The organism is Aeromonas sp. 602200 (assembly GCF_049173895.1).
Classification (GTDB): Bacteria; Pseudomonadota; Gammaproteobacteria; order Enterobacterales; family Aeromonadaceae; genus Aeromonas; species Aeromonas veronii_A.
This window is the reverse complement of the sequence record NZ_JAAKSL010000004.1, coordinates 235,995-249,479: the sequence shown is the minus strand read 5'-3', so window position 1 is coordinate 249,479 and position 13,485 is coordinate 235,995. Positions and strand designations below refer to the sequence as shown.

Annotated in this window: 12 protein-coding genes; 6 read left to right on the top strand and 6 right to left on the bottom strand. The window is 59.7% G+C overall.

The features are described 5' to 3' along the window. Positions 1-70: 70 nt before the first annotated feature. Positions 71-1,240, bottom strand: a complete 1,170-nt coding sequence (gene zipA, locus G5221_RS07955; RefSeq protein ID WP_421263055.1) for a cell division protein ZipA — start codon at positions 1,238-1,240, stop codon at positions 71-73. A gap of 15 nt (positions 1,241-1,255) precedes the next feature. Then, on the bottom strand, positions 1,256-4,630 hold the full coding sequence (locus tag G5221_RS07950; RefSeq protein ID WP_421263054.1) for an AAA family ATPase: 3,375 nt from the start codon (positions 4,628-4,630) through the stop codon (positions 1,256-1,258). Between the two features lie 214 nt (positions 4,631-4,844). On the opposite strand from G5221_RS07950, the gene cysZ reads away from it, so the two are divergent. Continuing rightward, positions 4,845-5,609 (top strand): sulfate transporter CysZ, encoded by a 765-nt coding sequence (cysZ, locus tag G5221_RS07945; protein WP_005338455.1) that lies wholly within the window; start codon positions 4,845-4,847, stop codon positions 5,607-5,609. Positions 5,610-5,755: 146 nt separating this feature from the next. After that, positions 5,756-6,370, top strand: a complete 615-nt coding sequence (locus G5221_RS07940) for a trimeric intracellular cation channel family protein (protein WP_005338456.1) — start codon at positions 5,756-5,758, stop codon at positions 6,368-6,370. 85 nt (positions 6,371-6,455) lie between these two features. Here the strand turns inward: G5221_RS07940 and G5221_RS07935 are convergent, their stop codons facing one another. The 4 genes from G5221_RS07935 to G5221_RS07920 all read right to left on the bottom strand — a co-directional run bounded on the left by G5221_RS07935 (position 6,456) and on the right by G5221_RS07920 (position 9,806). Continuing rightward, complete coding sequence (locus tag G5221_RS07935) at positions 6,456-6,707, bottom strand: lipoprotein (RefSeq protein WP_005338457.1); 252 nt, start codon at positions 6,705-6,707, stop codon at positions 6,456-6,458. Between the two features lie 47 nt (positions 6,708-6,754). Continuing rightward, positions 6,755-7,300, bottom strand: a complete 546-nt coding sequence (locus G5221_RS07930) for a DUF882 domain-containing protein (protein WP_005338458.1) — start codon at positions 7,298-7,300, stop codon at positions 6,755-6,757. A gap of 164 nt (positions 7,301-7,464) precedes the next feature. After that, positions 7,465-8,949 (bottom strand): L,D-transpeptidase family protein, encoded by a 1,485-nt coding sequence (locus G5221_RS07925; protein ID WP_201979346.1) that lies wholly within the window; start codon positions 8,947-8,949, stop codon positions 7,465-7,467. A 92-nt stretch (positions 8,950-9,041) separates the two neighbouring features. Then, a complete protein-coding gene (locus G5221_RS07920; RefSeq protein ID WP_421263053.1) occupies positions 9,042-9,806 on the bottom strand; it encodes a substrate-binding periplasmic protein in 765 nt (254 codons plus the stop codon). 316 nt (positions 9,807-10,122) lie between these two features. Between G5221_RS07920 and G5221_RS07915 the strand changes: the two genes are divergently transcribed. The 4 genes from G5221_RS07915 to G5221_RS07900 are packed head-to-tail and all read left to right on the top strand — an operon-like array spanning position 10,123 to position 13,277. Further along, on the top strand, positions 10,123-10,668 hold the full coding sequence (locus G5221_RS07915) for a hypothetical protein (protein ID WP_088869915.1): 546 nt from the start codon (positions 10,123-10,125) through the stop codon (positions 10,666-10,668). Positions 10,669-10,723: 55 nt separating this feature from the next. Beyond that, positions 10,724-11,743: a glycosyltransferase family 2 protein gene (locus G5221_RS07910; RefSeq protein ID WP_421263052.1), complete on the top strand. Its 1,020-nt coding sequence runs from the start codon at positions 10,724-10,726 to the stop codon at positions 11,741-11,743. After that, the gene (locus G5221_RS07905; RefSeq protein ID WP_005338463.1) at positions 11,740-12,111 is read left to right on the top strand and encodes a GtrA family protein; all 372 of its coding nucleotides are present in this window, start codon (positions 11,740-11,742) and stop codon (positions 12,109-12,111) included. The genes G5221_RS07910 and G5221_RS07905 overlap by 4 nt, the downstream gene beginning before the upstream one ends. Then, positions 12,111-13,277: a hypothetical protein gene (locus tag G5221_RS07900; RefSeq protein ID WP_005338464.1), complete on the top strand. Its 1,167-nt coding sequence runs from the start codon at positions 12,111-12,113 to the stop codon at positions 13,275-13,277. Before G5221_RS07905 ends, G5221_RS07900 begins: the two co-directional genes overlap by 1 nt. Positions 13,278-13,485 lie beyond the last annotated feature (208 nt).

The following is a 13,485-nucleotide window of genomic DNA, read 5'->3' as shown; positions in this document are numbered from 1 at the left end:
CGGCCGGGGTAGAAACAAAAATGCGGTACCTGGGTACCGCACTTTTTCTTCACTCGACCCGCATGGCGTATTAGTCGCGACTGGCCTCGTAGGCAGCCAGCTCGTGACGGTAACGGGCAATGGTCTCGTCGCTCAGCGGGCTGCGATCCATATCGGTCAGCATGGCATCGAGATCGCTGGCCAGCTGATCGGCAGCCTGCAGCATATCCTCGAAGGCAAACGCGGCATTGCTGCGCAGCGGCAGTTGCATGAACAGGGAGACACCCGGCGTGGTGAACTGCTCCATCCGGTACGGGTTGAAGGTACCCGGCTTGACCATGTTGATCATGGAGAAGAGCACTTCACCCTTGCCGTTGGGATCTTCGTGACGGTGGAAAATATCCATCTCGCCAAACTTGAAGCCCAGCGCCATCAGGGATGAGAGCAGGGTCGCACCTTGCAAGTCGTGACCCGGACGGCCCATCAGGTTGATGACATAGACATCCTGCCAGATCTTCTCGACCGGCTGGGGCGCCATGCGCGGCTCTTCCACCACAGGAGCAGGTGCCACATAGGCCGGCTCTTCATAAACAGGCTCGGGAGCCATATGGCGGGGCTGCGGCTGATATTCCGGCTCGGGAGCACGCACCGGTTCGGCACGAACGGTGTCGGCGGTACGGACTGTCTCTGCACGGGCACCAAAAGTCGGGGCGGTCGCGTAGGCGGGCTCGACCAGCGGCTCGTCGTCCAGCGACTGCATCATGGGCTCGCGCTGGGGACGGGAACGGTAGACCGGGGTACGACGATTGACCTGAGCAGGTTTGCGCACCGGCGCGGCGGGCGCCTCGTCGATCTCCTCGGGCAGCGGTTCGTCGAACGCTTCCTCCTCTTCATAGACAGGAGGCGGCGGAACCGGGCGGGCAGCAGGCTTGCGCACTACGGGCGGCGGCAGATCGTCCTCGTCATCTTCATCATCAAAGGCGGGGACGGCAGGGCGACGACCGAGTTCCGGCTGGCGGCTCTCTTCACTGCGCAGCTTGGGCTCGGCACGACGGCCACCACTGACCACGCGTACCTGGCCGATGCCATCGCTGTCGAAGGCATCGTTATCACGATCCCGCGACTTGGAGTCCATCCGTCCAATCGGTTTCTCTTTGATCGGTGCCTGACGATTCTTTTTGTTGCTCCACAACCCGTGAATGAGCAATGCCGCAATAGCAATACCGCCCAGGGCAACCAAGATGTAACGCAATTCCTGCATTAGCTGCTTCTCTTTCTAGTTTTGCTCAGCCAAAGCGACGGCTTCACCGATATCGACCGACACAATGCGAGAAACCCCGGGCTCTTGCATCGTGACGCCAACCAGCTGCTCAGCCATCTCCATGGAGACCTTATTATGACTGATGTAAACGAACTGTACTGTGCTCGACATCTCTTTGACAAGAGAACAGAAGCGACCGACGTTCACTTCATCGAGCGGTGCATCCACCTCATCCAGCAGACAAAAAGGTGCTGGGTTGAGTCTGAAGATGGCAAAAACCAGCGCAAGCGCGGTTAACGCCTTCTCCCCCCCGGAAAGCAGGGCAATGGTAGCATTCTTCTTACCCGGAGGTCTCGCCATGATGCTCACTCCGGCCTCCAAAAGATCATCGGAGGTAAGCTCAAGCCAGGCACTGCCCCCACCGAACACTTTCGGAAACAGGGATTTTAAATCTTCGTTGACCTTATCGAAAGTGTCCCGGAACCGTATTTGTGTCTCTTTATCAATTCTTTTAATGGCTTGGCTCAAGGTTTCCAGCGCTTGCTCGAGATCCTGACACTGATTTTCAAGATAGGTTGCCCGGGTTTTCGCCTCTTCGTACTCCTCCAGCGCCGCCAGGTTGATGGCGCCGAGCGCCTCCACTTGCCCCTCCAGAGTTTGGATCTCCTGCCGCAGCTTGCTGCGATCTGCTGCGATCAGCACCGCCTGATCGAGATCCACCAGTCGAATCCCCAGCTCTTCGAACTGCTCGTGCAGCCCCTGTCGACGGGTGAGGTTGCGTTCGCGCTCAAGACGCAGGGTTGCCAGCTTCTCCTGCAACGTCACCAGCTGCTTGTGATCGGCACTTCTGGCCTGTTCCAGCTCACCCAACTGGCGCTCCAGCTCCGCCAGCCGTTGATGGCAGGCGAGCTGCTGCGCCTCCAGATTGCGCTGCTCGGCCAGCAGGGGCGCCAGATCCGGCACGGCCTCGCTATCCGGCCCTTTCAGCCCGGCCAGCTCCAGCCCGAGCCTCGCCAACTCCTCTTCGCCCAGGGTAATGAGTTGGCGCAGATTGCCCAACTCCAGTTGCAAACGCTGGCAGGTCGCTTGTTGCTGCTCGCGGCGCACACGGGCCTCGTCGACCGCCCGCTCGCAGCGGGTCAGCAGCTCCTGCGCGACCTGCAACCCTTGTGTCAGCGGCTCCCCCTGCTCCTGCAACTCGGCAAGGCGCGCCTCATCGAGTTCCAGTTGTTCACGGGCGCTGGCCAGTCGCTCAGCCTCTTCGGCCTGCTCCTGATCGAGCCGGATCAGCTCTTCGCCAAGCTGACCGAGCCGCTGCAACCGCTCCTGCCGCTGACCCTGTTGCAGGCTCCAGGCTTCGCGCAGTTGCTGCCATTTCTGCTCTTGCTCGCGCAAGGTTCGCTGCGACAACTCCTGCGCGCTGGCAAGCTGGGCACGCCGGGCATCGGCAGCCACAAGTTGCTCACTCAGCTGTGCCAGCCCCTCGGCAACCCTCTCCTGCTCGGTATGCAACCGCTCACGCTCACCGAGCAGCGCCATGGTGCCAAGCGCCGCGCCCTGCCCCAGATCTGCCCAGTTTGGCCCCAGCCAGTCGCCAGCAGGAGTCAGTACCGACTCACCGGCCGCAAGGCTTGGCTGGCGGGCCAATGCGGCTTCCCGGCTCTCCACCAGCCAGATGGCGTTGAGGAAGGCAGGAATATGCTCACCACCCAGTTGCGCCGCCAGCGTACCGGCAACCGCCGGTTGCGCCGGGCCAATCCAGAGCCCCTCTTGCGCCAGATTGCACTCGTCCGCCGGCGTTGCGGTGAGCCAGCGACCCAGCACCTTGTCGAGCGCCGGTGCCCATTCGGGGGCAACCTGCAGTCGATCCGCCAGGGTCGCCCCCTCCATCTGTTCGCCGAGGATCTGATCCAGGGTCGCCAGCCGCGCCTCCAACTCCCGCTGCAGGCTCAACTGCTGGCCATGCTGCTGCTTGAGTTGTTCATGGGCGTCGACCGCCTGCGCCAGCTGCTCGGTCAGCTCGCCATTGGCCGCCCGCGTCAGCTCCAGCTCACCACTCAGGGCATCGAGGGCAGGTTGCAGATCATCGGCCTCAGCGCCGAGGGGTCCCGCGCGTTCATCTTCCAGCTTGAGGCGCGCCAGCCGGGTCTTGGCCTGCAGCTCCTGCAAACCACCCAACCGGGTACGGGTCTGGTTGAGCTGCCCCTGCACCCCGGCCAACTGTTGCTGCCACTGCTGCTGGCGCAAGCGAGCCTGCTCCAGCTGCTCGCTGGCCTGCTGGCGGGCCTCCTGCTGCTCGGTGAGCAACTGCTCACACTGCTCCAGCCGGGCGCTCTCCTGCTCGGCGCGCAATACCCCTTCGGTCAGTTGATCCTGCTGGCTGGCAAGCTGCGCCTTGCGGGTGGCGATCCGCTCACCGAGCGCCTCTGCACGGGCCTGCCAGTCGCGCCCCAGTTCACTCTGGTGCAGTTGCTGTTGTTCGAGGCGAGCGATAGCTTGCCCACCGAGAAAAATCTGTTGCTGACGGCTCGCCTGCTCGGCTTGCGCCTCTTGTCTGGCAACCGACAGGGTGACGTGGCGCCCCTCATCGGCGGTGCGCTTGGCATCGAGCGCCGCCAGCGCCTGCTCGGCCTGCGCCAGTTCGGTTTTGGCCTCGCCAAGGCGCGTCTCCAGCGCCCACAACTCGGAGCCAATCAGCTCGGCGCGAGCGGCGCGCGAACGACTCTTGAGCTGTTTGTAGCGCTCGGCCGTTTCGGCCTGGGCTTTGAGGTGCTCAAGGCGCGAACCCAGCTCGCCGCGAATATCGCCGAGGCGCTCCAGGTTCTCCTGAGTGTGGCGAATGCGCTGCTCGGTCTCGCGGCGCCGCTCCTTGTAGCGGGAAACCCCGGCGGCCTCTTCCATAAAGAGCTTGAGATCGGCCGGACGTGACTCCACCAGTCGGCTGACAGTGCCCTGCTCGATGATGGCGTAGCTGCGGGGGCCAAGACCGGTGCCGAGGAAGAGGTCGGTCACATCCTTGCGGCGGCACTTTTGACCGTTGATCTGATAGTGGTTGGAGCCGTCGCGCAGCACTTCGCGACGCACCGAAATCTCGGTAAAGCGGCCGAACTCACCGGGCACCCGGTTGTGGGGATTGTCGAACACCAGCTCGACCGAGGCGCGCCCGTGCGCACTGCGATTGATGGAGCCGTTGAAGATGACATCGGTCATGTTCTCGCCGCGCAGATGGCGGGCGGAGCTCTCCCCCAGCACCCAGCGCACCGCGTCGATGACGTTGGATTTGCCACAGCCGTTGGGGCCCACCACGGCGGTCATGTCTGCCGACAGTTCGATGCGGGTCGGCTCGACGAACGACTTGAAGCCGGCGAGTTTGATCAGTTTCAGACGCATGGCGACCTGTATCAGTGGCTAAATAAAGAGGATGCGGGCAGGTGACTTTACCAAATCCAGACCCGGCTTTGTTTGTAATATGCAGGCATCATCCCCATTCAATGCCCGATTTTCAGTCGCCACGGCACGAAATAAGGAATAGTCGGCGACTTTACCAAATCAAAGGCTTGTTTGTAATATGCTGGCAGTTCTCCCATGCATAGATGGAGCTCACATGAGCCAATCACCCCATATGGTCAAAGATTCAATCAGCGGTGCAGACTACTTTCTGCGCGGGTTTTCCCTTATTCGCCAACCGGGCATCCGCACCTTTGTGCTGATCCCCCTGCTGGTCAACTTCGTGCTGTTTGCCGGGGCCTTCTATGCCCTGTTGCTGCAACTGGACGGCCTGTTCGCCTGGCTCCATCAGCAGATCCCCGCCTGGCTCGACTGGCTGGACTACCTGCTGTGGCCCATCGCCCTCATCACCATCCTGGTGGTCTTCTCCTTTATCTTCAGCTCGGTTGCCAACTGGGTAGCCGCCCCCTTCAACGGCCTGCTGGCGGAGAAGGTGGAGCAGATCCTCACCGGTCAGCCCGCCAATGACAGCGGCATGCTGGATATCGTCAAGGATGTGCCACGCACCTTCGGCCGCGAATGGACCAAGCTGAAGTATTACCTGCCCAAGGCCATCGGCTGCCTGATCCTGTTTCTGATCCCTGTGGTGGGCCAGACCCTGGCGCCGGTGCTCTGGTTCCTGTTCAGCGCCTGGATGATGGCGATCCAGTATGTGGATTATCCGTTCGACAACCACAAAATCGACTTCATCACCATGCGCGATGCCTTGAAGCAGCGCCGCGGCAAGTGCCTCAGCTTCGGCGCTCTGGTGACCCTCTTCTCCGCCATTCCGGTGGTGAACCTCTTCGTGATGCCAGTCGCCATCTGTGGTGCCACCGCCATGTGGGTCGATCACTACCGGCAGGAGCAGTTGGGGCGCTAACCCTTGAACATTGATTAGAAAAAGGCACCCGAAACGGTGCCTTTTTCGCATTTAGCATGAATTAAATTAATGCATGCATTCGATAGCTTGTCCCATATGGCACGAGTTGGTAGGATTCTGGCCTTTCTCGTTCCCTGGGATATCTCATGTTACATGCACTCTTCTTGGTGGGCCTGGTGGCCGAAGGGATGACCGGCGCGCTGGCCGCGGGTCGGCGACGGATGGATCTGTTTGGTGTGGTGATCATCGCCTCGGCGACGGCCATCGGTGGTGGCACCATCCGCGATGTGCTGCTCGGCCACTATCCGCTGCTCTGGATTGAACATCCGGAATACGTGCTGCTGGTTGCGGCAGCTGCGATGGCGGGTGTGGTCTCTGCCCCCCTGATGCGCTACCTCGGCAAGCTGTTCATGGCCCTTGATGCCCTGGGGCTGGTGGTCTTCTCCATCTTCGGTGCGGCCCGGGCGCTGGATATGGGCCACGGCGCCGGAATTGCCTGCATCATGGCGGTGGTGACGGGGGTCTTTGGCGGTGTGCTGCGGGATCTGCTCTGTCAGCGGATTCCGCTGGTGTTTCGTCGCGAGCTCTATGCGGCCATTTCGCTGATCACCGCAGCCCTTTACTGTCTGGCGCTGGATCAGGGCTTGCCGACAAACTGGGCCGCGTTCGGTTCCATCGGGATCGGCTTTGTACTGCGGCTGCTGGCGGTACGTTTCAAGTGGGGACTACCCACCTTCAACTACCAGTACGCGACCCACTGAGTACGCCAGCTTCTGGCGAGGCGGGTTGGATTGCGAGCAACAAAAAAGCGCCCGAGCGGCGCTTTTTTCATGGACGTTCTGCGACTCAGTTAATCCCTTCCGAGCTGAAGAAGGTCGCCTTGTCGGCGATAAAACGGATCTTGATGTTCTTCCCTTCCCCACCCCAGAGGCAGCTGGTGGTGCCCAGCGCATCATCACAGCGCTCCGCCTTGCCCAGAATGGTGCTGGCCTCGGCGTAACTCATCCCCATCTTCAACTGGTCGTAATTTTCACGGTTGAGCTTGCTGCAACCAGTCAACAACAGGGCGATCAGGCCGCCAATCACTATCTTTTTCATCGCTATCTCCTCTCTGGTGGAAAGAGCTTGGCAGCTTGCCAACCCCTTTACCAGCTGCGCACCGGGCCAGTATCGAGGTGAACGAAGTTGTCACGGGGATAGTAACCAACCCCACCCACCTTGAGCTGAAGCGCCGCCTTGCGCAGATGGGCCAGCTGTACGCCGGGGATCCGCACATCCACCGCCTGCCCCAGGGTGTGGTAGCTGTGCTTAGCCACGCCGCGGCTCTTGTGGCGCTTCTGACGATTGGTCGCCGGGGCGCGATAGCCGGAGATCAGCTGGATTTCGCTGCGCCGGCCCAGCTTGTGCTGCAACAGAAACAGTTGATCAAAAAGCTTCTTGTCGATGTTGAACACTTCATTGCGCCGGTAATCGCGGAAGATGTGATTGAGTTCGGCCAACCCGTCGCTCAGATAGTGGCCATTTTCCCAATAGCTGGCGCGCACCCGCTCGCCAGTATTGAGATTGAAGAAACTGAGTTCACGCCCGGTGGTACTGCGGCTGGCCAGTGCAGGGAAGGAGATCAGCGAGCTGCCCAACAGGCAACCGGCTCCCAGCAACAGGCGACGTCGACTTATCTCTTGTTCCAGCATAAGGGGTTCGTCCATCGCAGATTCAAGCGAAAATAGTTGAATAAGATCACTGATTGAATGTGATACAGGCGCTTGAAACTACCCTCCGGCGGGGGGCCCTGTCAAACCTCAATCGCCCATAGAAAAGCCCGGCACAGGCCGGGCTTTTCACTCTGTGGCAGGGATCACAGCAGGCGGCTCTGGAAACTGACCCGATCAAATCCGTAGATATCGTTGCGCAGTTGCTGGCGACCATTTTCGTCGATCCAGCTGCTCCAGTAGACGGTAAAGACCGGGATAGGCGTGGTGAGCGGCAACCATTTGGTCTGGCTCTCCTTGAGGATATTGGCCACCTTGTCCGGCTGATAGCGGGAGTCCGCCAACAACAGCTCGGCCAGATCGTCCGCATGTTCCACCCGGATGCAGCCCGAACTGAAGGCGCGCGCCCCCTGTTCGAACAACGCCTTGCGCGGGGTGGAGTGCAGATAGATGGCGTCATTGTTGGGCAGGTAGAACTTGTAGCGCCCCAGAGCATTATGATCCCCCGGCTTTTGCCGCAGGCGATAGGGGAAACCGGCGGCCAGCGCCTGATGCCACCCCTCTTCGGTGAACTGGACCGGATTGCCCTCGCTGTCGATCACCTCGAACTGCTCGCGACTCAGATAGGCGGGATCGCGACCCAGCTTGGGCAGGATGTCCTTGCTCAGGATAGAGCGCGGCACATGCCAGGAGGGATTGAGCACGATGGAGCGAATTTCACTGGCCAGAATGGGGGTGGCCCGCTGCTCCTTGCCGACGATGACCCGGCTGGTAAACACCTCGTTGCCGGACTCCACCACGCTCAGACGGTAGTCGGGAATATTGACCAGCACGTAGCGGCCACCGGCGAGCTGATCCACCAGATCGCGACGCCACAGGTTACGCAGCAGCAGGCTGGCGCGCACTTGCGGGCCGGTATTGAGCCAGGAGCGGGTCTGACGGCCGATAATGCCGTCCGCGGTGAGACCGTGACGACGTTGAAACTGCTTGATGGCCTGCTCGGTATCACCATCGTAAATCTGATCACCATGGCTCGGGGCGCTGTCGCCCAGCTCGTTGAGCATAGCGCGGATTTGGCCGAGCTCGGCGGAGCTCTCTCCGGCACGCAGGGTCGGCATATCGAGGGTTGGCCACTTGCTGGCCATCGGCATCGCCAGCAGTTTGTGCACCTTGGCCCGCACCGCCTCGTATTCCGCCACCTGAGGGCGCAGGGATTTCACCTGGGTGAGCAGGTCATCATCGCTGGGTTGGGTCACTACAGGGCGGTTCAAATCGAGCTTGAGGGTCTTCATCTGCTCGCGCGAGACCAGATCCATCCCCCGCCAAGCGTGCTGGAAACGGCTCAGCTTGGTAAAAATGTCGTCATAGATGGCACCACGCTTATCTGCAGGGGTGGCCTGCAGACGCTTCCACAGCGTGAAAAAATCGGGATGCAGCTGGGCAAGCACAGCCTCTTGCAACTGCTGCTCCAGCTCGATACGGGCCTGTTCGGCCTGACTGCCCTGATACCAGTCGTGTCCGGTTTCACTGGCCGCCACCACAACTTGTGCTTCGGTCGCATGTACCGCGCCAGCGGGCAAACATCCCAGCCACACCAGATTGGCAAGGGCCAGCCAATACTTCATCCCCATGGGTACCTCAAAACGGTTTGTTCACTCTGTCGGGCCTGACAAGCAGACCCGATACTCAGGCCGCTCATGATGCGTGAACGGCCAATACTTTGCTAGCGCCCGGGGGCATAACGCAGCCAGATAATGTCATACGCATCTGTCTCCTTGAACCGCGCCAACGCCTGATTAAATTGTTGCAAGAACTGCGGCGAAAAGCTGCGCTTGCCCAACATAAAGAAGCTTGGCGATTCAGATACCACCATGGGGTGACTGGTGAACAGACCGCTCATCCCCTCCTTGTTAAGGGCGCTGGGGGTAGCCAGCATGTCACCGAGGAAACCGTCGATCCGACCGCGGGCCAGCTTCTCAAAATTTTGCTGGTCGCTCACCGCACTCACCTGTTTGGCATAGCGAGCGAGCAGCGACATCACTTCCTCACCATAGAAGTACTCTTTGGTGACGCCGAGGGAGTAACCACTGGCCAGCCAGCTCGCCAGATCCTGCTCGGGATAGTGGCTGCCCTTGCGGATCCACAGCAAAGTGCGCCCCGGGTTGTAGGAGTCGGAAAACCAGGCATAACGTGCGCGTTCATCATTGATATTCGCCTCCATCGCCATGTCTATCTCGCCATGCTCCATTTCGTGCAGTACCCGCTTCCAGGGCAGCTCCACATAATGGACCTTGCAGTGCATGGAAGTGAGCACAGCCGTCAGCACCTCGGCGGCATAACCGCGCACCTCTTGCGGTGAATCGGCTTCGTAATAATGGTAGGGGGGCCAGTTATCGTAACCGACCTGAATGGGCTCGGGACACAGGGCCTTGGCCAATGCCATTGGCGCCCATAATCCAAGCAACAGACAGCAAGAGATCCACTTCATATGTCATCCTTGACGAATAAGTGAGTCATCATAAATCGCCCCCTGCAAAATGGCGATAGAGGCCAGATGACTATCGCATCCGCTAGAAAATGACGCAGCAAAGCACGTCTATTTGCCAATTGCTCCGCCGGAGCGCCACTGGCAACCTGCACCCCGCCAGACCTGTTTAACCGGGAAACAGCAACGTTTGGAACAGGGGTAAAAAGGGGTTAATATGTGACCAAATATTTTTTTGTGATCCACTATGCTTTTTTTGCAATTGGATTAGCATATGCGCGACATCGGCCTACCCATTCTGTCAGGCATAGAGAGTGATATGACGTACAAAAAGTTCGGTTTTTTGACTGCCATTCTGGCGTTAAGCGGTTTTTATCTTTACACCCTCTATCTGGCTGCTCACCCCAACGTGAGCCTGGCCTACAAACTCTATTATCTGGAAGGCAAGACCCGCTTCTGGGAACACAACTCCAGCATGACCTATCAGCCGGGTAACGAGCTCAATCTGACCAAGCCGAGCCGCTTCCTCTCCAGCGAAGGCTGGGCCAAGAAGCCGAGCGATGACGGTACCCTGCTCAGCGGTCAGGGCGGTCTCTACTTTGTGCTGCCCAAGCAGGCGGCCAATCCGGATCAGCTTACCGTACAGGCTCGCATCAACAGCCCGGAAGCCGGCGCTCTGTTGAAAGTGGCGCTGGGTCACGACTTCACCACCACGGTGAAACTGGCCAAAGCGGGCATCAACGAAATCCGCCTCAGTCTGCCCGGTGACTCGCTCACGGCAGATCCCAAGCGCCCCAATTTTCTGGCGCTCTCGGCACCTACTCCCATCAATGTGCAGTCGGTACGTTTGACCGTAGCCCAGTGATCCTTGCCCCGAATACCATTTTATAAAAACAACTATCCCAAATAAGGACGTTCTTATGTCGCATCCAGATTTTCGACTCTCTCTGGTCGTTCCCGTTTACAACGAGGAAGAGAGCATCGATGCCTTCATCAACGCGATAGACAACGAACTGGCCCCGCTGAAAGACCAGCTTGAAATTGTATTCGTCAACGATGGCAGCCGTGACAGCACCCGTGAAGTGGTCGAGCAGGCCATCGCCCGTGACCCGCGCGTGACCCTGGTCAACCTGGCACGCAACTTCGGTAAAGAAGCCGCCCTGACCGCTGGTCTGCATCAGGCCAAAGGGGATGCCATCGTGCCGATGGACGTGGATCTGCAAGATCCTCCTGCCCTGATCCTGGAGTTCGTCAAACTGTGGCAGACCGGTGACTATGACACCGTCTACGGCATCCGCGTCGATCGCAGCGCCGATACCCCGATGAAGCGCCTGACTGCCGGTGGCTTCTACCGCTTCTTTAATGCGCTCTCCACCAGCACCAAGCTACCGGAAAACGCCGGTGACTTCCGCCTGATCGACCGTCGCGTGGTCGAGGCGATCAAGCTGCTGCCGGAGCGCAACCGCTTCATGAAGGGTCTGTTTGCCTGGGCCGGTTTCCGTGCCGTTGGCGTCCCCTACGAGCGCCCGGCCCGTCACGCCGGTGAAACCAAGTTTAACTACTGGAAACTGTGGAACTTCGCCCTCGACGGTCTGCTCAGCTTCTCCAGCTGGCCGCTGCGGGTCTGGAGCTATGTGGGTGTCGGCGTCTCCTTCGTCGCCTTCCTCTACATCCTCAAGATCGTGACCCAGGTGGTTTTCTTCGGCATCGACGTACCCGGTTACGCCTCCCTGATGTCCGTAGTGCTGTTCCTCGGCGGTATCCAGCTGCTGTCGCTCGGCATCATCGGCGAGTACATCGGCCGCATGTTCGTGGAAGTGAAACAGCGCCCGGTCTACCTCATTGAAGGGGTCTATGGCCAGTATGCCAAGCAGGATGCGGCCAAACCGCAGAGCGCTGACAGCAACCCGCAAGAGCAGCAGGAGCAAGCGCCTCAATGATCTCCCGCGAGGAATTCTGGCGGCTGGTACGTTTCGGTTTTGTCGGCGGGGGAGCTACCCTCGTCGACCTTGGCACCTCCATCGCACTGTTTCATACCTGGCCCACCATCTCGGAGCACCTGGTTACCACGCTGGCTTTTGCCATCGCGTTCTGGTTCTCCTTCTTTGGTCACCGCTACATCACCTTCCAGAAGCAGGGAGCCGCCAGCAAGTTTCTGCTGGTCGCCCTCTTCTCGCTGGCGGTGCGTAACCTGATCCTGAGCGGCCTGCTGTTTGCGGGGCTCTCCGGTCTGCTGCCGGTGGTCATCGCCACCCTGACCGTTACCGTCCTCACTTACGTTCTCTCTCGCGTCTGGGTTTTTGCCTGATGAATGATATGACCAATACTGCCCCGCTAACCGGGGCTGCACTCCCCTATCGCCCGTCACTGCGCATCAGCGGTCGTGACTGGCTGATGATCATCGCCGCCTTCATGCTGAGCCGGGTGGCGCTGTATGGCATGGGCTACTTCGGTGTCCAGCTCTATGGCTCCCCCGACATCGGCCCGCTGCAGGCCTATTGTCAGTTCGACTGCGTCTGGTTCCAGCGCATCATCGAGAACGGCTACGATCTCTACCCCCGCTGGCTGAGCAAGGGCAATGCGGCCAACTGGGCCTTTATGCCGCTCTACCCGATGGTCTCCGGTGCCATCTCCAACCTGTTCAATGTCGAGAGCCTGATCGGCCTCATCATTGTTACCAATATCTCCTTCTTCGCCAGCCTGCCGCTGATGCTGCTGGTGCTGCGGCAGCTCAAGCTGGGGGATGATACCGCCCGCTTCGGCGTCTGGCTGCTCGCCTTCTCCCCCTTCTCCGCCTACTTCGTCTCCGGTTATACCGAGTCGACCTTTATGGCGCTGATGCTGGGGATGTTCCTGTTCGCCTATCGGGAGCAGTGGCTGATGGTGGCCGTGCTGGGGGTCTGTATCTCCGCCACCCGCAACCTGGGGGTGATGATGGTCTTCCCGGTGCTGATCCTGGCGCTGCAAGCTTACGGCTGGCGGGAATTTTTCCGCTTTACTGAGCGCGCCTTCAAGGTGGTGTTCACCCTCTGGATGATCCCGTTTGGCCTGTTCGCCTACATGGTCTACCTCTATCATCTGACCGGCGATGCCTTTGCCTTCAAGCACATTCAGGTGGCCTGGGGTCGCTACATGGACAGCCCGCTGGACTGGTGGCTGAGCGGTTTCGAGCTGGGCGGCCGCAAGGCTTACCTCTCCATCATGGTGATCTTCGGCTGGTGTCTGAACGGCTACCTGTTCAGCCAGAAGCGCTGGGCGGAAGCGACCCTGATGTTCATCTGCTGCACCATCCCGCTGATGACCGGCCTCAACGCCATGCCACGCTACATGTTCGGGCTCTACCCGACCCTGCTGGCCATCATTCTGCTGACCCATCGCTGGCCCGCCATCCGCCCTGCTGTGCTCTGCATCAGCGGCATGGTGGCTTCCTTCATCGCGGTGGCCTTCGTCAACTTCAAGTTCTTCACCGTCTGATGTGACGACAATGCCTGATACACCAAATGCCGGTCACCTGACCGGCATTTTTTATGGCCGCTATTTTTATCGACAAAGCATCCCACCACCTCCCCGTCACACTTTCCTCGGCTTGAAAACGTAACCATTTGAACTGAAGTCACAAATCGGCATTTTGCCGATCCAAGGCGCGCTTTGCTGCTCCTAGAATGGGCCCTTGTCCGAACTG

Excerpts from the sequence above, each read along its gene's own strand:
- G5221_RS07950 (WP_421263054.1), bottom strand. The coding sequence starts at position 4,630 with ATGCGTCTGAAACTGATCAAACTCGCCGGCTTCAAGTCGTTCGTCGAG.
- G5221_RS07935 (WP_005338457.1), bottom strand. The coding sequence starts at position 6,707 with ATGAAAAAGATAGTGATTGGCGGCCTGATCGCCCTGTTGTTGACTGGT.
- G5221_RS07930 (WP_005338458.1), bottom strand. The coding sequence starts at position 7,300 with ATGCTGGAACAAGAGATAAGTCGACGTCGCCTGTTGCTGGGAGCCGGT.
- G5221_RS07900 (WP_005338464.1), top strand. The coding sequence starts at position 12,111 with ATGAATGATATGACCAATACTGCCCCGCTAACCGGGGCTGCACTCCCC.
- G5221_RS07940 (WP_005338456.1), top strand. The coding sequence starts at position 5,756 with ATGTTACATGCACTCTTCTTGGTGGGCCTGGTGGCCGAAGGGATGACC.
- G5221_RS07920 (WP_421263053.1), bottom strand. The coding sequence starts at position 9,806 with ATGAAGTGGATCTCTTGCTGTCTGTTGCTTGGATTATGGGCGCCAATG.
- zipA (WP_421263055.1), bottom strand. The coding sequence starts at position 1,240 with ATGCAGGAATTGCGTTACATCTTGGTTGCCCTGGGCGGTATTGCTATT.
- G5221_RS07925 (WP_201979346.1), bottom strand. The coding sequence starts at position 8,949 with ATGGGGATGAAGTATTGGCTGGCCCTTGCCAATCTGGTGTGGCTGGGA.
- G5221_RS07915 (WP_088869915.1), top strand. The coding sequence starts at position 10,123 with ATGACGTACAAAAAGTTCGGTTTTTTGACTGCCATTCTGGCGTTAAGC.
- cysZ (WP_005338455.1), top strand. The coding sequence starts at position 4,845 with ATGAGCCAATCACCCCATATGGTCAAAGATTCAATCAGCGGTGCAGAC.
- G5221_RS07910 (WP_421263052.1), top strand. The coding sequence starts at position 10,724 with ATGTCGCATCCAGATTTTCGACTCTCTCTGGTCGTTCCCGTTTACAAC.
- G5221_RS07905 (WP_005338463.1), top strand. The coding sequence starts at position 11,740 with ATGATCTCCCGCGAGGAATTCTGGCGGCTGGTACGTTTCGGTTTTGTC.